19 protein-coding genes are annotated in these 21,024 nt (G+C 60.5%); 13 read left to right on the top strand and 6 right to left on the bottom strand.

Annotation, left to right across the window (positions count from 1 at the left end; translation table 11 throughout):
• The first annotated feature begins 222 nt into the window (after positions 1-222).
• The 5 genes from AB3X94_RS20740 to AB3X94_RS20720 all read left to right on the top strand — a co-directional run bounded on the left by AB3X94_RS20740 (position 223) and on the right by AB3X94_RS20720 (position 3,755).
• Positions 223-1,164: a helix-turn-helix domain-containing protein gene (locus tag AB3X94_RS20740; RefSeq protein ID WP_368612555.1), complete on the top strand. Its 942-nt coding sequence runs from the start codon at positions 223-225 to the stop codon at positions 1,162-1,164.
• A 141-nt stretch (positions 1,165-1,305) separates the two neighbouring features.
• Complete coding sequence (locus tag AB3X94_RS20735) at positions 1,306-1,704, top strand: DUF3331 domain-containing protein (protein ID WP_368612554.1); 399 nt, start codon at positions 1,306-1,308, stop codon at positions 1,702-1,704.
• Between the two features lie 188 nt (positions 1,705-1,892).
• Positions 1,893-2,711, top strand: coding sequence for an alpha/beta fold hydrolase (locus AB3X94_RS20730; RefSeq protein ID WP_368612553.1), 819 nt, complete (start codon positions 1,893-1,895; stop codon positions 2,709-2,711).
• 56 nt (positions 2,712-2,767) lie between these two features.
• Positions 2,768-3,199, top strand: a complete 432-nt coding sequence (locus AB3X94_RS20725) for a hypothetical protein (protein ID WP_368612552.1) — start codon at positions 2,768-2,770, stop codon at positions 3,197-3,199.
• Positions 3,200-3,296: 97 nt separating this feature from the next.
• Positions 3,297-3,755, top strand: a complete 459-nt coding sequence (locus tag AB3X94_RS20720) for an MEKHLA domain-containing protein (RefSeq protein ID WP_368612551.1) — start codon at positions 3,297-3,299, stop codon at positions 3,753-3,755.
• A 71-nt stretch (positions 3,756-3,826) separates the two neighbouring features.
• Here the strand turns inward: AB3X94_RS20720 and AB3X94_RS20715 are convergent, their stop codons facing one another.
• The 3 genes from AB3X94_RS20715 to AB3X94_RS20705 form a co-directional block, all read right to left on the bottom strand.
• On the bottom strand, positions 3,827-4,882 hold the full coding sequence (locus AB3X94_RS20715; RefSeq protein WP_368612550.1) for an alpha/beta hydrolase: 1,056 nt from the start codon (positions 4,880-4,882) through the stop codon (positions 3,827-3,829).
• A gap of 112 nt (positions 4,883-4,994) precedes the next feature.
• Complete coding sequence (locus tag AB3X94_RS20710; RefSeq protein ID WP_368612549.1) at positions 4,995-5,471, bottom strand: DUF1348 family protein; 477 nt, start codon at positions 5,469-5,471, stop codon at positions 4,995-4,997.
• Between the two features lie 119 nt (positions 5,472-5,590).
• Positions 5,591-6,619: an alpha/beta hydrolase gene (locus tag AB3X94_RS20705; protein ID WP_368612548.1), complete on the bottom strand. Its 1,029-nt coding sequence runs from the start codon at positions 6,617-6,619 to the stop codon at positions 5,591-5,593.
• A 514-nt stretch (positions 6,620-7,133) separates the two neighbouring features.
• On the opposite strand from AB3X94_RS20705, the gene AB3X94_RS20700 reads away from it, so the two are divergent.
• Positions 7,134-7,940 carry an extracellular solute-binding protein gene (locus AB3X94_RS20700; RefSeq protein WP_368612547.1) on the top strand — a complete coding sequence of 269 codons (807 nt, stop codon included), beginning with the start codon at positions 7,134-7,136 and terminating at the stop codon, positions 7,938-7,940.
• 150 nt (positions 7,941-8,090) lie between these two features.
• Here the strand turns inward: AB3X94_RS20700 and AB3X94_RS20695 are convergent, their stop codons facing one another.
• A complete protein-coding gene (locus AB3X94_RS20695) occupies positions 8,091-9,002 on the bottom strand; it encodes a LysR family transcriptional regulator (RefSeq protein ID WP_368612546.1) in 912 nt (303 codons plus the stop codon).
• Here AB3X94_RS20695 and AB3X94_RS20690 point away from each other — a divergent pair.
• The 7 genes from AB3X94_RS20690 to AB3X94_RS20660 all read left to right on the top strand — a co-directional run bounded on the left by AB3X94_RS20690 (position 8,988) and on the right by AB3X94_RS20660 (position 18,328).
• Positions 8,988-10,256, top strand: a complete 1,269-nt coding sequence (locus AB3X94_RS20690) for a TDT family transporter (RefSeq protein ID WP_368612545.1) — start codon at positions 8,988-8,990, stop codon at positions 10,254-10,256. The genes AB3X94_RS20695 and AB3X94_RS20690 overlap by 15 nt on opposite strands.
• 398 nt (positions 10,257-10,654) lie before the next feature.
• Positions 10,655-11,086 carry a response regulator transcription factor gene (locus tag AB3X94_RS20685; RefSeq protein ID WP_368612544.1) on the top strand — a complete coding sequence of 144 codons (432 nt, stop codon included), beginning with the start codon at positions 10,655-10,657 and terminating at the stop codon, positions 11,084-11,086.
• A 91-nt stretch (positions 11,087-11,177) separates the two neighbouring features.
• Positions 11,178-13,433, top strand: coding sequence for a PAS domain S-box protein (locus AB3X94_RS20680; RefSeq protein WP_368612543.1), 2,256 nt, complete (start codon positions 11,178-11,180; stop codon positions 13,431-13,433).
• Positions 13,434-13,515: 82 nt separating this feature from the next.
• The gene (locus tag AB3X94_RS20675; protein WP_368612542.1) at positions 13,516-14,604 is read left to right on the top strand and encodes a Dyp-type peroxidase; all 1,089 of its coding nucleotides are present in this window, start codon (positions 13,516-13,518) and stop codon (positions 14,602-14,604) included.
• Positions 14,597-15,397: a family 1 encapsulin nanocompartment shell protein gene (locus tag AB3X94_RS20670; protein ID WP_368612598.1), complete on the top strand. Its 801-nt coding sequence runs from the start codon at positions 14,597-14,599 to the stop codon at positions 15,395-15,397. Before AB3X94_RS20675 ends, AB3X94_RS20670 begins: the two co-directional genes overlap by 8 nt.
• Positions 15,398-16,235: 838 nt before the next feature.
• Entirely contained in the window at positions 16,236-16,913 is a 678-nt protein-coding gene (locus AB3X94_RS20665) for a heavy metal response regulator transcription factor (RefSeq protein WP_368612541.1), read from the top strand.
• Complete coding sequence (locus AB3X94_RS20660; RefSeq protein ID WP_368612540.1) at positions 16,913-18,328, top strand: heavy metal sensor histidine kinase; 1,416 nt, start codon at positions 16,913-16,915, stop codon at positions 18,326-18,328. The genes AB3X94_RS20665 and AB3X94_RS20660 overlap by 1 nt, the downstream gene beginning before the upstream one ends.
• Here AB3X94_RS20660 and AB3X94_RS20655 read toward each other — a convergent pair.
• Both AB3X94_RS20655 and AB3X94_RS20650 read right to left on the bottom strand, forming a co-directional pair.
• Positions 18,303-19,781 (bottom strand): efflux transporter outer membrane subunit, encoded by a 1,479-nt coding sequence (locus AB3X94_RS20655; protein ID WP_368612539.1) that lies wholly within the window; start codon positions 19,779-19,781, stop codon positions 18,303-18,305. The two genes, AB3X94_RS20660 and AB3X94_RS20655, sit on opposite strands and share 26 nt — an antisense overlap.
• 15 nt (positions 19,782-19,796) lie before the next feature.
• A complete protein-coding gene (locus tag AB3X94_RS20650; RefSeq protein ID WP_368612538.1) occupies positions 19,797-21,017 on the bottom strand; it encodes an efflux RND transporter periplasmic adaptor subunit in 1,221 nt (406 codons plus the stop codon).
• Between the last annotated feature and the right edge of the window lie 7 nt (positions 21,018-21,024).

Raw genomic sequence — 21,024 nt, 5'->3', positions numbered from 1 at the left:
ATGCACCTAAAAATCAACCAATCGGTAATTGCATAGTACGTCAAGCCAGCAAAGCGGCCTCTCTGCTGTCGGCGGTATTAGCCATACCAAACCGTATGGCCAATCGGCGAATCGATTGTAGGGCTAGTGGCGATTGGGCTTGTGGGCTACCTTTGAACCTGAAAAATTGCTCATCATCGCGCCGCTGTGAAAGACCGAGGCGGCCGGGAACGGAGATAAACCATGAGTAGCGTGCTGGAATGTCCTCAACCTGTAACCAGCGAGTTGCCTCTCGTCGCTCGCAGGCGAATCGATCAAGAAGATCGCTGGCGGAATCCCGAGGCAAGGCTTCAGCCTTCCCCGGATGTACTCGTCCAGCGATGGACCCATACGGAGAGCACGCCGCTTGATGTCTCGAGCGACGGGCATCCGGCGTTGCACTGCATCGCGCTGAACTTGAAGTGCACGTCCCTGACGTTTGAATACGCTGGGCGCCCGTTGATTCGCGGGCGCGTGCCTGCGGGCGTCGCCCACGCGGCTGCCCCTGGGACGAGCGCAAGGGCTAGTTACTCGATGCAGGGCGACGTCCTGCACCTTTATGCATCCCAGAAGGCACTGGGCGAATGCTACGAAGACCTGTTCAATCGCGCACCAAACGGCGACCTCACGCTTGCCGGCGAGTGCCTGCTGCGGGATCCGGCGATCGAGCGCCTGGGCCAAGCGCTCGCAGTCTCGCAGAGTAGCGACGCAGCCCTGGGCAAGATCTATATGGAAAGTGTGAGCCTCGCGATCGTTTCACGGCTTGTGAGCCGTCAATACGCGAAGCAACCGCGCAATCAGCGCACCAGCTCCGAATTACCAAAATGGCGCATGACGCGCGTGATGGAATTTATCGATGCGAACCTTGCGGAGCCCATCGGTCTCGAGGACATGGCGCAAAGTACGGGACTGACGCGCATGCACTTCGCGGCGCAATTTCGCGCTGCGTGCGGACTGCGTCCACACGAATATCTGTTGCGTCGTCGGATTGAACACGCCCAGTCTCTATTGCTCGAGACGCGACAGAACATGCTAGAGATTGCGCTGAATTGCGGCTTTCGCTCACAGGCGCATTTCACCACGGTCTTCAAGCGCTTCGTCGGGGCGGCACCGCTTGCATGGAGAAACAGAGTTCATGAGCATTGATAGCAACGTGCGTCAGTTCCTCTTGCACAGCGCGGAATATCTGTTCGGCTTATCGTGGGCGGAAGGTGCGCCCGGAAACCGGATGTTTGAGTCGGAGTGGTCGCTTTTCAGCAGTCAAACAGACATAAAGGAATCAATATCATGGAATTGCACTCCAATGTTGTCGACCCGTGGCTGATGACTATCGGCCTGCTCGGATCAATGTCAGGTGAAACAGACGCGGACTACCTGGCCGCACCAGCCGTGACGCCCGGCCTGAACCGCACCCCTGGAAATGCAGTGCGTTGCGTCACCATACGCGTCGTGGAGCGGTCAACCGCAACCCGGGTAACGCTCGCGTGGCGAGATCCATTACGGTGCGCGTATGGAGATCAGGAGTGGTATCTGGCCCGTGCCCCCCGTTCAGGCGTATGTGCGGTGAGCGGCCGCGAAATCCGGCGCGGCGAGAATGTCTATCGGCCACGGCCTCGGAGGCCACAGCCACTCAATGCAGACGAGATGATCAGCATGGACGCATTGGACCACAGCGCGGACTGCTGATCGCTGGCATGCCACATCCCCGCCTGCGGTGCGCGGACGTGCAATTCCGACACATGCTTTCTGATCGTCGAACAGTACGCCCGATCGAATTCCGATAATGCGCATGCGCGGCATTTTTGCGGTACATCGCCCGCCGAGCGCTGTGTCATTCACTACTCATGGTTTCAACTGGATAAGGAAATTTCAACATGAAGCTGACGCTGAAGGACAATACCGAACTCTTCTATAAGGATTGGGGCGCGGGCCGACCGGTCGTGTTTTCGCACGGTTGGCCGCTGAATTCGGACGCGTGGGACCTGCAGATGATCCATCTTGCGGAGCGGGGCTATCGTGTGGTCGCGCACGACCGCCGCGGTCACGGCCGATCAAGCCAACCGTGGGACGGCAATGACATGAACCGCTATGCGGATGATCTCGCTGAATTGATCGAACACCTTGATCTGCGGGATGCGGTACTCGTCGGACACTCGACCGGCGGAGGGGAAGTGGCGCGCTATATCGGTCGTCACGGCGCGCATCGCGTAAGAAAGGCCGTGCTGGTTGCCGCCGTGCCCCCGTTGATGCTCAAGACCGCAGCGAATCCGCTCGGCCTGCCCCTCGCCGTGTTTGACGATATTCGCCATGCTGTGCTCGCCAACCGCTCTCAATACTTCAAGGATCTGGCGATGCCATTCTATGGATTCAATCGCGACGGCGTGTCGGTATCGCAAGGGACGATAGACGCATTCTGGTACGCAGGCATGCAGTGCTCGATCAAGAGCGCCTACGATTGCATTAAAGCGTTTTCGGAAACCGATTTCACCGACGACCTCGAAAAGATGACCATCCCCACGCTTGTTCTCCAGGGCGATGCGGACCAGATCGTGCCGCTTGAAGACTCCGGAAGCCTGTCCGTAAAGCGGTTGCCGAATGGCGTGCTGAAGGTGTACCCAGGCGCACCGCACGGCATGTGCACGACGCACGCGGAGATGGTCAACGCGGATCTGCTCGAATTCCTCAAAGACTGACGAACCCAGGGATCGCCTGCACGCGGATCGCGTGGAGGCCCACGAAAGGAATGGCCATGGAATATGGAGATCCCGGATTCCCGGTAATCGAGAAAGCGGAAACCATGATGAATGCGCCGGTTCCCGGCCGCATTGCCGTTTCGTTGCGCACTCGCTGGAGCGAACGCCTCATCAAACTGACCGCACTTTGGGCGTTGATCGAACTGCCCGTAGAATACTGGGGCGCACAAGATATCGCAGAACGGTTTGCGCTCGGAATTTCCGCAGCGCTTTGGCTTGTTCTGTCCTTATTTGCGCTCAGAGGGAGCGGGATCGCACGCAGCGCATTTGCCTTTCTCTGCGCGCTGAGCGTCGTCGCGATCGTACCGGCACTGCCCGCCGAGTACGCAACTTACAGACTCGCATTCTGGTTTTCTCTCATCGAGAGCGCGTTGAAAGGTGTGCTTTTCATCGCTCTTCTGACACGAAACATCGCGCAATCGGCATGATGTTCGGCGGGTTGCGGAGTCAGTAACCCAGGCTGCGGCCCATCCTATCGATTAGAGATCGACCCGCTTTTACGAAATATTCAGGGAGTGCTCGCTCATGTCTTCAGGCGTGGATATTGATGTCTTTCACCTTTTGTCGAACAGCTACAGTAGGCTTATCGGCGAATCCTTGGTACCAGCGGGCTTGACAGGCGTAGAAGGCGCAACATGGCTCTACGAGACAGCGCCTTTTGCACTGCTCGCCCATGGCACACAGGCCGATCCAGTTTTTATGTACGGAAACCGGCGTGCCCAGACGATCTTTGGATACGACTGGAGCGAGATCACCGCGTTGCCATCGCGGCTTTCAGCTGGGTTCTCGGAGCGTAGTGAACGTGAGGCGTTTCTCGACAAAGTGAAGAGTGACGGCTTTGCCCGCGGATATCGTGGCGTGCGCGTCACGAAATCGGGTAAGCGTTTCTGGATCGAAGACGCGATCGTGTGGCAATTGATCGACGATTCGGGCGCATATCGGGGTCAGGCGGCGATGATCCATCAAACAACACCTATTGACTAGCACTTCAACAGACCAATTCCGGCCAGATACCTCGGTACGCTGGCCGGTCTGTCACATTGGTTTGCCTGCGGTCATTGGCTCAAGTGTGCGCGGATCTCTTCGCTGATTTGCTGCAATGCAGCTTGTGTCGACGGAACGTTGCGCAGCGCATTCAGAAAAACGAAGTCGTGGATGGTACCGTTGTAACGCACGGCGGTAACACTTACGCCGGATTCCTTGAGGCGACGCGCATAAGCTTCCCCGTCGTCGCGGAGGGGGTCGTTCTCGGCTGTTATGACGAGCGCAGGAGGCAGACCCGTGAGTTCCTGGGCAGTGGCACGCAGCGGTGACACATAGGGATTTTCGCGCGTCTTCGCGTCAGGCGCATACAGGTCCCACCCGTATTTCATGAAGTCGCGAGCAAGGAACCGACCGGTCGCGTACTTCTCGTAGGAGTGTGTATTGACGCTTGCATTTGTGGCAGGAATCATCAGCACCTGGAAGCTGACCTTGGGGCCATTTCGATCCTTCGCCATCAGCGTGAGTGCGGCGGTCATGTCGCCGCCGACCGAGTTGCCGGCGATTGCGATGCGGGAGCCGTCGGCGCCGAAGTCGGCAGCGTGCTGCGATACCCACTCGAGGGCGGCGTAGGACTCGTCAAGTTGCGTCGGGAAGCGTGCGGTGGGAAGCGGCGTGTATTCGACGAATACGCCAACCTGGCCCGACCCGACGACGAGATCGCGCAACAAACGCTTGTGATTCTCGAAGTTGCCGACAATCCAGACGCCGCCGTGTATAAACAGAAGTACGCCCGGTTTGCCTTCCACATGGTCTGGCTTCATGATGTAAATCTTCACGGAGCGTCCATCTTCGTTGATCGTCTGTTCTGTTGTCGTGACCCCGGACATATCGACAGGCGTCTGATTCTGGATTTTCGTCAGGATGTCCTGCGGCTGGGGTTGCGGCAGCGTCCAAAACGGGCTGCTGTCTTTGTTAATCTCGGCGAGGAATTGGCGCACTTGTGGATCGATGTGCGGATCGGTTGCTGGGTTCGGGGCCAGTTGCGCGGACGCTTGGCTCGAGAGTAGGGCGGCCCCACAAACGGCGAGAGCCGTGACCATTTTTGTTTTTGAGAATGCGGTTTTCATTGGCGTTCCATGAAAGTACTTGAAGCGTGGTTAATAGAGGAAATCAAACAGTTGTTTCACGTACCGAATAAGTGAAGCGGGGAAGCGGAAGACTGCGATTGATGTTGCAAATCTAGAAGCCGAAATCGGACAACTCAGGATGATCGTCGGGACGCCTCCCCAGCGGCCAGTGAAATTTGCGATCGGTTTCCTTGATCGGCATGTCGTTGATGCAAGCTAGTCGACGTTGCATCAGGCCTTGGTCGTTAAACGCCCAGTTCTCGTTTCCGTAGGATCGGAACCAGTTGTTGGCATCGTCTCGCCATTCGTAGGCGAAGCGCACTGCGATACGGTTGCCATCAAACGCCCACACCTCCTTGATCAGTCGATATTCGAGTTCCCGGCTCCACTTGCGCGCTAGAAACTGGACGATCTCCTCTCGGCCGGTGATGAATTCGGCACGGTTGCGCCACTGACTGTCCAGGGTGTAGGCGAGGGCGACCTTCTCCGGGTCCCGGCTGTTCCAGCCGTCCTCGGCCGCCCGTACTTTATGAGTTGCACTTTCAAGCGTGAAAGGCGGGAACGGTGGGCGCGATTCGTTGAGCGTCATGAGATTTTCCAGTATGGATGACTGAGAAAGCCGGGGTGCGACCTCCCGCCGAAGCGAGGCGCGTTCGACTTCACTACGCACCTCGCTACTGCGTCCCAGGCTGATACTTTTGTGGGGAATCACTGCGCGAGCCGCGACCTCAACTCGCCGGCCATTGCCTTGATCGCGGCCTTGGTCGCTGCGTCGTTGGCTAGCGCATTCAGCAACCCGAAGTCATGGATCGTGCCGTCGTAGCGTAACGTTGCAGCCTCGACGCCGGCCGCGTCGAGCTTGCGTCCATACGCTTCACCTTCGTCGCGCAGCACGTCGAACTCGGCCACCTCGATCATCGCCGGCGGCAACCCCTTCAACTGGTCAATCGTTGCCCAAAGCGGCGAAGCATAGATCTCGCTGCGCTGCGCTTCGTCCTTCGTGTAAGCGTCCCAGAACCATTTCATCATCGGACGTGTCAGGAAATAGCCTCGCTGGTATGCGTCGTACGAGCCGTCGTTGAAGTCGTGGTTGGTGACCGGCCAAAGCAGCCCCTGGAAGCGGATCGCTGGCGCGCTCATGTTCTTCGCCATCAGAGACACGACCGCCGCCATGTTGCCGCCGACGCTGTTGCCGACCACTGCGAGCCGGCTGCCGTCCACCCCGATTTCGGTGCCATGCGCGGCCACCCATTTCGTCGCTGCATAGGCCTGGTTGATTGCAACCGGGTAGTGCGCTTCGGGCGACGGCGTGTAATTCACGAACACGGCCACCGCACCCGACTGCACGACAAGGTCGCGAACCAACCGTTCATGCGTCGGGAAATCGCCGAGAATCCAGCCGCCGCCGTGGAAGAACATGAACACCGGCAGCGGACCGATTGCACCTTGCGGTCGCACGATTGTCACCGGAACACTGATACCGTCCTGCTCGATCGTTCGCTCGGATACGTCGATGCCGGACAGGTCGACCTTCACGCTGTTTTGTGCGTCAGTCAGCACCTGCCGCGCCTTCTCGGGTGTGAGCGTTTCGAGGCCGGGGCCCTTCTGACTGTTCAGCGCGTCGAGGAAATGCGTTGTGGCGGCGTCGGGTGTCGCACTCGTGGTTGGACCAACAGCAAAAGACGTAGTCGATGCAACGATGGCGGCGGCAATCAGCAAGGGTTTATGAATCTTCACGAGAGATCCTCTTGTTCTGTTTAGGTTTAGGGGTCGATGGACGTGGGGTTCAAGTAGTGTCGAAATGACCTACGGTCTTACGTGTGGTGCAAGAACAGTTGGCCTACAAGGTCCACCGACGGTTACATCATCCTCTGCGCGCTACTTGCGGGTGTTTACGCGTGATTCATTTTTGCGAATAAGAACGACGATTCGCATCGTGAGTCTGTAAAACCGAAACAATTGGGGTTGCGAAACACCGTGCTATTTCGAAAGAAAATTCGCTGCTCACTCGTTACGATTGGCAGCGCTTTGCCCATCGTTACTCACAAGATGGGTGGAGGAAAGTGATGACGCACACGAGAAGTTCATTCGCGGCTTTATAGTGGCCTGGTGGAGCGTGATGAATCTCGTCCGCTTCGATCCGGTATGAAGTGGTCTGCGCGAGCTCTTGCTTCGCTGCTTCCGAAGGCCTCTTTCCGTAGTGGCACGTATTTGCGCGCTCTCGTCTTCAACCCCGAGTGAAAGGGAAATTGTGTTCAAGACAATCAAAAAACGGTTTCTGGCGTCGTTGATTCCCGCTACGCTTGCCATCAACGCGTTCGCGCACGAAGTGCCGGACCCGACAATAAAGCATGATGCACACGATGGTGTGGTTCGACTGTATGGCGCAGGTGGCCCCGACACTGCTTTTACAAAGGTCGCCAGGACATTCACAGAAGAAACCGGAATAAAAGTCGAGGTGACGGGTGGACCAGAGCCCACCTGGACCAGGAAGGCACAGGCTGATGCAGACATTCTGTGGGGCACCGCAGAAGAGGATATGACTGCGTTGCTTGAAACATACACGACGTTCCGATGGGACGACGTCGCGCCAATCTACATTCGGCCTGCCGTCATTGCAGTAAAGAAGGGGAATCCGAAGAACATTCGAAGCTTTAATGATCTGCTCAAGGATGGTGTCCGTATCGTTGTTACGGAAGGCGCCGGCGTTGCAAACACGTCAGGCACGGGAACGTGGGAGGATGTAGCCGGTCGGACGGGCCGCATCGAAGATGTGCGACGTTTCAGAAAGAACATCGTCGGGTTCGGGAAAGGAAGCGGCCCGAGCTTCAAGATGTTTGTCGAGAAAGACGCAGACGCATGGATTACGTGGCCGGACTGGCCCATCACGCATCCGGACAAGGCGGACTATGTCGCCTTGCCTAAGGATAGAACCGTCTGGCGAGACGTCAATGTCGTGCTTGCTCCCGACGCTGATCCGGAAGCAAAGCAGTTCCTTGACTTTCTGAATAGCGACCGTGGTGCCGCGATCATGAAGACAGAGGGCTGGGTGCGCTGAGTTCGCCGACGCCTCGCCCTGCCGGTCGATATGTGCATCACCCGCAAGCTGCGCATGACATGCTGCTGGAGGTTGCGATATGAACCTCCAGTAGGAACCGATCGCCGGCCGATAGGCGTCGTGGGAACGGAAGCGTTCCGTGCCCATACCTCATGGGGCTGCATGATGGTTGGCCGTCGCGCATATGCGCTGCTGCACGAGCGTCCTGAACGCGCGAGCACTCGGGCTTAGCGTCTGCCCTTTACGCCATAGCATGTTGAGCTGCCGCTCGACGTTCACGTCGATAACCGGAAGTTCCACCAGCGTGCCGCTCGCAAGCTCGTCTATGACCGATAGCCGTGGCACCCAGGACACCGCACGGCCAATGCGCAGCAAGCGCTTAATGGCCTCTGGGCTACCGATCGTGAGGCTCGGTGCCAGTGTCAGTCCATTTGCTGCATAGGCCCGCGCCACGACTTCACGCGTGCCAGAACCTATCTCGCGCAGGACAAGCTCCGCTTTGGCTAGGTCTGCGGCGTGCAATTTTCGGCGCCGCGCGTAGGGATGTGCAGCGCCAGCCACCGCAATGATCTGATCGCGGCCGCATGCCAACGCGTCGAATGCCTCAGTATCGTACGGTCCCTCCACGAGCCCAAGCTGACATTGTTGGGAGAGCACCGCATGCTTTACCTGCTCAGTGTTAGAAACGGCTAGCTGGACTGTTACGCCCGGATAGAGGTCGCGAAAGCGGTCCATGAGCTCTGGCAGCAAATAGGCCCCGATGGTTCGACTCGACGCCATGGCGAGTTGTCCGCGCTTGAGCCCGGCGAACTCGCTGACGGCGTCTTCCGCCGCGTCAGCGAGCCGGAAGATCTGAGCAGCGTATTCGAGGAGCAACCGTCCTGCTTCGGTCGGCTGCATGCCACGCGGCATGCGGTCAAAGAGCGGTACGCCAAGTCGCTCTTCGAGTTCGCGGATTTCGCGCGTGAGCGCTGGCTGGCTGACGTGTAGCCGCGCGGCGGCGGCAGTGACACTGCCCGTTTCGGCCACGGCGCGAAACGCGGCCAGGTGCGTGAAGTTCATGGAAACTGGAATATCACAATTATATGGGAGGCATCTGAAACATGTATTTCTAGTATATCGCCAATAGCCCTAAATTACTCTCATCCAACCAGGAAGAAGGAGAACAAGATGAAGCAGACCGCTGCCCTGCCGCACGCTCGTGAGTACCGTGCGACCGGCTTGCTGGAAAAGATTCGACAGTTCACGCCGAACTGGTTCGCTGTGACGATGGGCACCGGCGTGGTCTACCTTGTGCTGGCTGCGCTGCCGGGCGCGAGCAGTGCGCGGACCGCTCTGGCACAGATGCTGTGGGTTGCGGACATCACGCTCTTCGCACTGTTCTCACTGATGTTCGCCGCACGATTTGTGCTGTATGGCGAGACGATCCGGCCGCTGCTGAACCACCCAGTGCAGTCCCTCTTTCTTGGCACGATTCCCATGGGGCTGGCGCCGATTATCAACGGCATTGTGGTGTTCGGTGGCACGCACTACGGGCAGGCGGCCTCGCAACTCGCGCTGAACCTCTGGATCTTCGACGCCGTGCTCGCAGTTCTCGTAGCCATCGGTGTGCCGTATCTGATGTTCACGACCCAAGAGCATAGCTTCGAGCGTCTCACCGCGGCGTTGTTGCTGCCAATAGTCGCACCCGAAGTCAGCGCATCGAGCGCAGGACTGCTCGCGCTGCACTTGCCGGTCGCCACAGCCCAATGGTTGATTGGAGCGGGGTACGTGCTGTGGGCTATCTCCGTGCCGCTCGCCTTTTCTGTACTGACTATCGTGCTGTTTCGGCTCGTCATCCACAAGCTGCCGCATCGCGACATGGGCGTGACGAGCTGGCTCACACTCGGGCCGATCGGTACCGGCGCACTTGGGTTGATCACGCTTGGCGACGCAGCAGCAAATGCGTTCGCTCGCACCAACGTCCAGGAAGTCGCGAATCTTGCGCGTGCGTTCGGCACCTTCGGTGCGCTGCTGCTCTGGGGTGCGGGGCTCTGGTGGCTTGCCTGCGCGGTACTTTTTGTATTGCGCTATCGCCGAGAAGGTTTGCCGTTCAATCTCGGCTGGTGGGGATTTACGTTCCCGCTCGGCGTCTACACGATGACCACGCTCAGTCTTGCGCGCATTACCGGCTTCGAGGGTTTCAGTATTATCGGCGTGCTATTCGCCCTGGCACTCATAGCTCTGTGGCTCGTGGTTCTCTGCCGCACTATTCGCGCGCTGATGTTCGAACAAATGTTCCGTGCACCGTGTCTCACCAAACCCATCGTTGGATAGCACGTATTCGACGGCCCGAAAGGGCCGCTTACGTTAAATCGATGGAGAAATCCATGTCATCGAATCTCTAGCAAATTCCTCGATATACACGTTCAGGAATGAGCGTGGCACAGAACGAAAATCGCTTAAGAGCAATGTATGGCACGGGCGCACCATTGCGCACTGGCGTGAGCCGGAGTCGTGAGCCGAATTTCGAACGATATGGATCTTGCATGACTGATGGACAGAGGTTGCGTAGCCGTGCGAATACGCAAGCATGTGATCGTAGGTGCAGGCAAATTGTCGCCTTGTGCAAGGCAGAACCAAACCGAGCCTTCGGAAACGGGGCCGCGAGGCGGACGTAACTTACGGCATCATCGTCAGCCCCGGCGTGTATTGACTCAGCCAGGGGACCGAACATGATTTACCAGTATTTAGAAGACCCGCCAGAAACTGTGCTCAGGACGAGTTCATTTTTCTTACAAACTCCCATGATTGTTTCCATAGTCGATGACGACGAGCATGTACGGCTTGCCACCTGCAATCTTTTGAGGTCGCTGGGATGTGACGTCCGCGCGTATTCTTCAGCTGAGGCATTTCTGGACTCCGGGCGTCTTGGCGATGTGGGTTGCGTGATATCCGACGTACAAATGCCCGGAATGGGTGGTATAGAAATGCAGCGCAAGCTAAACGAAATGAACGCCGCGTTACCGATTATCTTTTTTAGCGCGTTTGATTCAAATGCCACACGTACCGAGGCGCTCGACAACGGGGCACTGTGCTTTCTTGACAAGCCACTGAATGGTGATGCGGTGCTGGCATGCCTCGAAGGGCTAGGCCACACTCGTTGAATATCCATTTGCGCGATTCACGATTGCCTGTCGCGATCGCCTGGAGCAGATTTTCTATAACTGGACTTATCTGTCGGCAACGTCTCTGCCCATGAATGTATTTGACAGTGAGAACGCCGCACGGCCGTATCGACGCGTGGACGTATGTATTCTGCTGATCGCGGCATTGGTGGCGGTCGCGGTATTCATGATCGACGCATTTACGGCACTCGATATTGCAGTGGCGGTGTTCTATGTGGTGGTCCTACTGCTCGTTGCATCTACTGGTTCGCGCGCGGCCGTGCTCAGCACGGGGGCGGCGGTCGCGATCCTTACGCTGGCTGGGTTCGGATTTTCGCACGATACCGATTATTCCTGGCATGCAATTGCACGCTGCGTCGTTAGCTTGGTCGCTATCGGCACGACATCGCTCCTTTCGCTTCGCAATCTTACGAACACGGCACAGCTGCGTGAACTGATCGACTTGCTCAACCTGACGCACGACGCCATATTCGTCTACGACCTGACCGGATCGATCACGTTTTGGAATCACGGCGCCGAGACGCTTTATGGCTGGCCCGCGAAGCATGCAACCGGCCAGCACATCGACAAACTGACGCAAACGCGTTTCCCAAATTCAGAGACCGAGATCTACGCTGCACTGGTAGATCGCGGACATTGGGCCGGCGAATTGCAACGCGTGTGCCGTGATGGCCGCCACGTTACCGTTGTGAGCCGCATCGCACTTTGGCGCGACGCGAAGGGAAAGCCAAGGGCGATCCTTGCGACGAATAACGATATAACGCTGCAAAAACGTATGGAAATGGCCCTCAGCCAACGACAACAGGAGTTGCGTGCGGCGATCGACACGATCCCGGGAATGGTTTGGAGCGCATCAAACGAAGGGGAAGTAGTGTTTGTCAACCGACGTTGGGAGGAGTCGGGTATGGACACGGGAACTCAAGGCGGGGACCTGTGGCAGGCAATCGTGCATCCCGACGACCTGGACCGCATGCGTTGTGACTGGCAACTATCCGTGGCTTCGGGGCGCGCTCTCGACAACGTTTCGCGCGTGCGGCAACGCGATGGAGATTATCGCTGGATGCATATCGCGGCAGAGCCCCAATACGATGCTGGCGGTGCGGTGCGACGCTGGTATGGCGTGAACACTGATATCGAGGCGCGCAAGATTGCTGAGGAGGCCTTGATGCGCAGTGAGGCATTTCTCGTCGATGCTCAGCGCTTGAGCAAAACAGGCAGCATCGGCATTTCGCCGGTGAACGGCGAGATGCTCTGGTCAAGCGAGGCCTATCGCATCTTCGGATATGAGCAGCGCCCCGAGATCGAACCGAGTCTGGAACTGATCCTCGCGCGTACTCATCCTGACGACCGCGCAAAAGTCGAAGCCGCCCACCAATACAGCGATGCAATCGCACCGCTCATCGACATCGAATATCGCCTACTGTTGCCAGGCGGCTTGCTCAAGTACGTGCACTATGTAGCTCATCTCGGACCACCCGCCTCAACCGATCTTGCTTATGTCGGTGCACTGATGGATATCACCGACGGGCGTCAGACCCAGGAAGCCCTTGCGCGCTCGATGGCGGAGCTTGCGCATGTCACGCGTATGACTACGCTCGGCGAGCTCGCGGCTTCGATAGCGCACGAAGTGACTCAGCCCATTGCCGCTGTGGTCACTTCAGGCGATGCGGCTTTGCGATGGCTCCGGCGCGATCCGCCAAAGCTAGACGAGGTGGAGCGCTCGGTCGGTCAGATGATCAAATCGGTAAAACGCGCCAACGCGATCGTGCGGCAGATTCGCGCGATGGCACAAAAACGACCGGCACCGCGTCGCGAAGTATTTCTGGACGATGCGGTGGACGGGATGGTGCAGTTGATGGCGCCGGAGTTTCAGCGTCAGGGCGTGCAATGCGAGGTTCACCGTCCGATCGAAAGACCGCGCTTGCTCGCTGACGAAGTGCAACTCCAGCAGGTCGTCATCAATCTGCTGATGAACGCCATGCAAGCAATGTCAGGAGTTGAGAACGGACCTCGGCTGATCCGCATCTGTACAGAGGTGCTGGAGGGACGCGAGGTTCGGCTCAGCATTCAGGACAGCGGTCCCGGGATCGCTTTTGAAGACCGCGAACAGCTTTTCCGTCCGTTCTTCACGACCAAGGCGAACGGTATGGGCATGGGTCTTTCCATTTGCCGCTCAATCGTGGAGGCTTACGGCGGATACATCGGCGCCGATGTTGCGTCCGTAGTGGGCGCTGTCTTCCGCATCACGCTGCCGCTATATACCGGACCACAGGAGAGTAGGGGTACGGTCGCGATGAGCGGCGCACTCAGTGGCCCCGCGCGATGAGAGGCGCTTGCAAAATTGCTGAAGCCAGTCCCAGGCGCACCGGTCGTCCGGTGTCTTCGTCCACTGAACAGTACATCAGAAAATGACGCGATCCTCAGTACCGCCCTTTCCGCAAGCCGTCTTCTCGCCGGTCACGCGCAACGCAATTTTCATCGTCGCGACCATCAACGATGACGCCGCGAGCCGGGCCAACGTGCGCGCCTGGTGCGCCGATGTCGCGAATCTCGTGCGCGCCATCGGCAAGCGTGTGCCATCAGGCAATCTCACATGCGTCGTTGGGTTCGGCTCGCACGCGTGGGACGGGCTTTTCGGTGCGCCTCGTCCGGCTGAACTCCACCCGTTCCGCGAATTCGGCGCCGGTGGGCGTGTAGCGATGGCGACACCGGGGGACCTGCTCCTGCACATTCGTGCCAACCACATGGACCTCTGCTTCGAACTCGCCACAGAATTGATGGCCCGCCTCGAAGGAGCGGCGACGACCGTGGATGAAGTCCATGGCTTTCGCAACTTCGATATGCGCGCAATGATCGGCTTCGTCGACGGCACGGAAAATCCGGTCGGTGAAGAGGCCGTCCATTTCACGGTGATCGGCGACACAGACCCGAACTTCGCGGGCGGCAGCTACGTGCTCGTGCAGAAGTACCTCCACGACATGAGACGCTGGGGGGCGCTGTCAGTAGAAGCGCAGGAGCACATCATCGGCCGCACGAAGCTCCGGGACATCGAGCTGAACGATTCGGTGAAGCCGAGCTGGTCGCATAGTTCCCTGACGACGCTCGAAGATGCTAACGGGGACGAGATCAAGATTCTCCGTGACAACATGCCGTTCGGCAGGCCCGGCTTTGGCGAATTCGGCACGTATTTCATCGGCTATGCACGCTCGCCGCAGCCCATCGAACAGATGCTGGAAAACATGTTCGTCGGCCGACCGGCTGGCAACTACGACCGCCTGCTCGACTTCAGCCGCGCCGTGACGGGCGGACTGTTCTTCGTGCCGTCCGAGCCTCTGCTCAAGGCACTTGCCGAGCGCGAACCAGGAATCGCTCACACCCTCACCGTTGCATCCGCATCGTCCCGGGACACCGCGGCCGTGCAGACAACCCAGAACATGCTGTCCGGCGACGGCTCGCTTGCCATCAGATCACTCAAAGGAGCACCAAGGTATGAATAATCTCCACCGCGAGCTGGCGCCCATCTCCAGCGCGGCCTGGTCGCAGATCGAAGATGAAGTCGCGCGCACGTTCAAGCGCCTGGTCGCAGGCCGCCGAGTCGTAGACGTTACGGGATTGGGCGGTGCGGATCTGGCAGGCGTCGGCACGGGGCATCAGAACGGCATCGAGGCGCCGCTCGAAGGAATTCGCGCGAGCCAACGCGAAGTCAAACCGCTCGTCGAGCTGCGGGTGCCTTTCGCGCTGTCACGCCACGCTGTCGACGACGTCGAACGCGGCGCTGAAGACTCTGACTGGCAGCCCGCTAAGGACGCGGCCACGCGGCTCGCGTTTGCGGAAGACCGCGCGATCTTCGACGGCTACCGGGCCGCGCAGATCACAGGCATCCGCGAAGCTGCGTCGAACCAGGCGCTGCTTCTGCCCACTGACGCCGCAGGCTATCCGGCCGTGATCGCGAAGGCGCTCGAAGAACTGCGCCTTCAGGGCGTGGATGGACCGTATGCGTTGGTCCTCGGCACGAACGCCTATACAACCGTGAGCGAGGCTAACGAGCAAGGCTATCCTCTGCTCGAGCATATTCGTCGCTTTGTCAGCGGCGAGATCATCTGGGCACCGGCCATCGCTGGGGGCTGTATCCTCAGCACACGCGGTGGCGATTTCGCGCTCCACCTTGGGCAGGATGTGTCGATTGGTTATTTGAGCCATGATGACCAAACCGTGCACCTCTATTTACAGGAGAGCTTCACGTTCCTGCTTCAGACGTCGGAGGCCTGCGTAACGGTTCGGTCGGAATAGACGTGTTTGAAATGGGGTTGGGGGAGACGGCCGCACCGGAGCGGCCCCTTATACGAACCGCTTCATCCGTGTTACTGGCGCTCTGCGACGTTCTGCGTCTCTACGGCGAGCCGGCGATCGGCGTTTTATTCGTGGGGTCTTTTCGTGCGCCGGCGCGCCGGCACTCGCGAGAGCCCCTTACGATTCAGGTCCAGTCTTTAAAGTCCCCGCGCAGATGCCGAACCGCCGGCGAGTGTTGCAGGCGAAGGAAGCGGTTATGCGCGATCGTCGATGACGGCACGATCCTTGAAGACGGCATCGCGACCGTTGAGGTGGCCGCCGCTGCCGGAGCACCGGCACTCAGCGCGGCTTCCTCCAGAGGAAGTTGTGGAGGCCGATCTGCAATGCCACCGACCTGAGCCCCGGTCCGACCGCTATCGAACCGGCAATGGCAATGCACAATCCAATCGCGACTGTTGCAGGGTTGAGCAAGGTTCTGCGCGCGGTCTTCGGGTATCCATTCACGGTGTGCCTCCACGGCGATGTTAGACAAGGTGTGCCGCATCCGACCGGGTGCGGAAGCGTGCGACTGCGCTGCCTGAGCAAGTTCCGATTCGCCCAACGACGTGACTTCCCGCACCGGAGGATTGGGCTAATCGAGGGCTATTCTCAACATTCTGTCCAAAGCACGATTGCACCGTGAGTACAATTTTTGGTAATTGCACGTGCAATGGAGACTCGGCAGATTCGGGACATAAACGATAGTAGGCGGGCGTGGAATCAAGAGAGCCAGGGCACTCGTGCATCAGGAACAATCGAGCGCTTACAATCCACCCAACACACTGAAACTTCGACGGCGATGCGAATTCTCGTAATTGAAGACGAGGCGAAAACTGGCGCCTACCTGAAGAAGGGCTTAGAGGAATCCGGCTATGCGGTCGACATTGCCGCGGACGGCGCGGAAGGCCTGATTCTCGCGAAGGAATCGGAGTACGACGTGATCGTGCTCGATGTGATGCTGCCGTCCATCGATGGGTGGACGGTGCTCAAGACACTACGCGCCACGCAAACCACGCCCGTGCTGTTCCTCACAGCGCGCGACGACGTAAGCGACAGAGTAAAGGGCCTGGAGCTGGGCGCCGATGACTACCTCGTGAAGCCGTTCGCGTTCGTCGAATTGCTCGCGCGAGTGCGCACTCTCGCAAGACGCGGTCCACCTCGAGAGAACGACGTGCTGACGCTCGCCGATCTCGAAGTCGACGTTACGCGCCGGCGGGTGAAGCGCGGCGGCAAGCGCATCGACCTCACGCCGAAAGAATTCTCATTGCTGCAACTGCTAGTGCGCCGCCAGGGTGAAGTGCTCACTCGCACGCAGATTGCCTCATACGTGTGGGACATGAACTTCGATAGCGACACAAACGTGGTGGAAGTGGCCATTCGCCGCCTGCGCGGCAAAGTGGACGACGACTTTCCTGTCAAGCTGATCCACACGGTGCGCGGCGTGGGCTACGTGGCCGAAATCAGAGAGCCCGCCTGATGGCCGCTCGTTCGCTGACCGCCACGCTTGCGCTGTGTTTCGCCGGCACGACGCTGGCGGTGTTCGCGCTAGTAGGCAGCACGCTCTATTTCACGCTCGGCCGCGAGGTCAAGCGGCAGGACGATCTGGACATCGTCCTGATCGCACGTCATACGCGCCGCCTCGCACAGGAGCTGCACAGCGCGCAGGAGGTGCGCGAGCACGCCGACCGGCTGACGAGTCAGGTGCTGGGCGATGCCGCGCTATCCATGAAAATACTCGACGCGGCGGGCGCGAAGCTGGTGGAGCACAACACGCAAGGCATCGCCGATGCCGGTTTTGCGCAGGCCATCCTCGCACGGCGTCTGGGCTCGGCACAACGCATTACCGAAGGCGACATCGTGGATTGGCGCAACGCGCGCGGCGTTCCGGTGCGTGGACTCGCCGCGCAAGCGGCGCTCACCGACGGGACGCTAGTGACGATCGTCATCGCGCGCGACATGACCGATCGCTGGCTGCTGCTCGACCGTTATCGCGAGCGGCTTTACGTGTTCGGCTTCGCGGGCATGGCGCTCGCCTTCCTGATGAGCTGGCTGCTCGTGCGCGAGTCGCTGCGTCCTCTGCGCGAAATGGCGGCACGCGCTGCCACGGTCACGGTCGACCGGCTCGATACGCCTATCGAAATCGACCATGCGCCGAGCGAGCTGCAAGCGCTGACGAAATCGCTGAACGCGATGCTCGACCGTCTGCACGGCGGCTTCGAGCGCATGTCGCAATACACGGCCGATCTCGCGCACGACATGCGCACGCCGCTCGGCAACCTGCGGGGCGCGACCGAAGTCGCACTGACACGCCCGCGCAGCACGGCCGAATACGAGGCGCTGCTCGAATCGAATCTGGAAGAGTGCGACCGGCTTTCGCGCATGATCGAGAGCGTGATATTCCTCGCGCGCGCGGAGCACCCGCAGTTCATGACGACGCTCGCGGAGTTCGACGCCGAGGAGGCGCTCGCGCAGATCGCCGACTATTTCGAAGGTCTCGCCGATGACGCGGGCGTCCGGGTTCGCGTTGACGGCCGGGGGCGCTTGCGTGCGGATAAGGAGTTGTTCAGGCGCGCCGTTGGCAATCTGCTCGCCAATGCGCTGCGCTACACGCCGCGCGGCGGTGAGATCACGCTGGGCGTGCGCGAGACGCCAACGGCGGTCGAAGTCACGGTGACCAATCCGGGTGCGCCGATCGACGCTCAGTTGTTGGAGCGCATCTTCGACCGCTTCTATCGCGCCGACGCTTCGCGGCGCAACGAACCGGGCACGGGCGGTTCGGCTGGGCTCGGGCTCGCCATCGTGCGCACGATCATGGGCCTGCACGGTGGCTCGGCGCGCGCCGAAAGCGATCAGGCCGGCACGCGATTCATTCTGACGTTTGCGCGGCCATAGCCTTTGCGCCGAGGTTGGCCAACGACGCGCGGTCCCATTCGCCACCTAGTGCCTCGAGCAGATGCACGCTCGCATCGAGCCGTCGCCCGGCGATCTGCACTTCGTTGCGCTCATTCGCGAGCGCGATGGTCTGGGCCGTCACCACGTCGAGATAGTCCACCGCGCCGGCCTGATAGCGATGGGTCGTCAGCTTGAGCGACAGTTGCGCGGCAGCCGTTGCGCGCTGCTGGCTTTGGGCCTCGTTGGCTAACGTGTTCAGCGCGCTCAGGTTGTCTTCGACCTGCTGGAACGCCGTAAGCACGGTTTGCCGGTAGCCGGCCACCGCCGCGTCGTATTGCGCGTTCGCGCCCTTGAGCGTGGCATTGCGACGGCCGCCGTCGAAGTTCGTGCCCGCGAGTTGCGTGCCGAGCGACCAGAAGAGACTGGGCGCCGTGAGCCACGGCGCGAAGAAGGTGCTTTCCAGGCCGGCCGAGGCGGACAGCGTGAGGTCCGGATAGAACGCAGCATGCGCCTCGCCGATTCTCGCATTCGCGGCCGCCACGCGCCGCTCGGCGGCGGCAATATCGGGGCGCCGTTCGAGCAGCGCCGAGGGCACGCCGGCGGGAATCGACGGCACGACGACCGGTTCGACTTGCGCTGGCAGCGCGAATGACGAGGCGGGCACGCCGATCAGCGTTGCGATGGCGTGCTGGCGCTGCGCGCGTTGCACGTCGACGTCGCTGTCCGCCGTGCGTGCGCTTTCGAGTTGCGTTTGCGCCTGTGCGACAGCCGAGGCGTCGATCGCGCCGTCGGCGAGCTGCTGTTGCACGATGCGCAGCGCGGCGGCGTATGCCGTGACGGTGTCGTCGAGGAGTCTTTTCTCGCGATCCAGCGTGCGCAACGCGAAGTAGTCCGCGGCAAGCTGGGTCGTGACCGACAGGCGCACCGACTCGACATCCGCGGCGCTTGCCTGCGCGTTGGCGTGGGCCTCGACGGTTGCGTCCTTCACGCGTCCGAACAGATCCGGCTCCCAGCTAGCCGCAACGCCCGTCGAGTAGTCGGGCACCGTCTTGCCAGCGAGCGAATGGTCGATCAGATTCTGCGAAGTGCGGTAGCGCTGCGCCGCCACACCGGCCGTGACGGTGGGTGCATAGCCCGCGCGCTGGTAATCGATCATGGCACGCGCGGCCTGCAGGTTGGCGACGGCCTCGCGCACGGTCTGGTTCGACACGTCGATGCGCGCTTCGAGCGCGTCGAGTTCGCTGTCGCCGAAAAGCGTCCACCACGCGCCGCGCGGGTTGGCATCGCCGGGCGACGCGACGGTCCAGCCGGAGGCTGCCGATTGCGTCGCAAACTGCGCGGGCACGTCGACCGACGGCGCGCTGTATTGCGGCAACGTGGTGCATGCCGCGAGGGAGGCCACCGTGCATGCAGCGACGGATCTGCGCAGTGACGTGAGAGGGCTGTCGAACATGATGGATCTCTCCGTCTAAGCTTTGCCGCCCGGAGCGGCCGTTGCCGCCACGCGCACGCTTTGGCCGTCGGCGATCGCGTCGCCGGGATTGTCGATCACGCGATCGGTCGCCGTGAGTCCGGTTGCGACCTCGACGTAGGTGCCGAAGTCGCGACCGATGGTGACCTTGCGAAGCTGCACCTTGTCGTGGGCGTCCACCACCGCGACCGTGACGCCGTCCGGGCGAAACAGCAGCGCGCTCACCGGCAGTTCGAGCGCGGGCGTCGCCGTGGTGAGCGACAGATGCACCTGCGCATAGGCGCCGGGCATCAATGCGCCGTCGCGGTTATCCATATCGACTTCCACGCGCAACGTGCGGCTCACCGGGTCGATCACGCTCGAGCTGCGCGCGATGCTCGCCTCGAAGCGGCGGCCCGGATACTGCTGCGTCGTCACCGACACCGCTGTTCCGGCGCCGACGAGGCTAGCGTCGTCCTGGGGAACGTCGACGTAGATGCGCAGCCGGTCGGTCTGGGCGATGTGAAACAGCTCGCCCGGCATCGTGGCGAGGCCGGGCGTGCCACCCGCCGTGACGAGCGCCCCCACCTGCACGTTGCGCGCCGTGATCACGCCATCGAAGGGTGCCGTCACCTTCTGGTATGAAACGAGCTCCTGCAGCCGCGCGACGTTGGCCTGCGCCGCCTGCAGCGTGGCGAGCTTGGCCGCGGCGTCGCTGGATTTTGCCTGCGCGTCCTGCTGCGAAACCGATTGCGTCTGCAGCATCGTTTGCCAGCGCTGTGCGGTGGTGCTCGCAAAGCGATAGTTCGCCTCGGCCGTCGCTTCGTCGGCGCGCGCCTGCTGCAGTTGTGCGTCGAGTTCCGGCGTGTCGATCTGGGCGAGCGTCTGGCCGGCTTTGACGTGCGCGCCGATGTCCGTGTACCAGTGCTGGACGTAACCACTCGTGCGCGCGTAGACCGATGCGTCGGCCCAGGAAGTGACCGAGCCGGGCAGCAACAGGTTCTGCGTCGACGGCGCGCGCGTCGCGGTGACGGTCGACACCACTAGCTCACGTTGCGCTGCGACCTGATGCTTCTGCGCCGTGCGGGCTTCGAGGCGCGGCTCGATGCCGGCGGTGAGTAACACCCCGGCAATACAGGCGAGGCCGATGGCGATCGTGGTTCCCCGTGCGGCGAAACCGGCGCGGGCGGGGTGCTGTGCTTCGGCGTCGCGAGGCTCGGGCGGAAGGTGCGGATTCATTTTCGGT

Origin of the sequence: Paraburkholderia sp. BR10923 (assembly GCF_040948765.1) — a bacterium.
Lineage (GTDB): Bacteria > Pseudomonadota > Gammaproteobacteria > Burkholderiales > Burkholderiaceae > Paraburkholderia > Paraburkholderia youngii.
The sequence above is the reverse complement of the archived record's forward strand: the minus strand, read 5'-3'. Positions and strand labels throughout refer to the sequence as shown.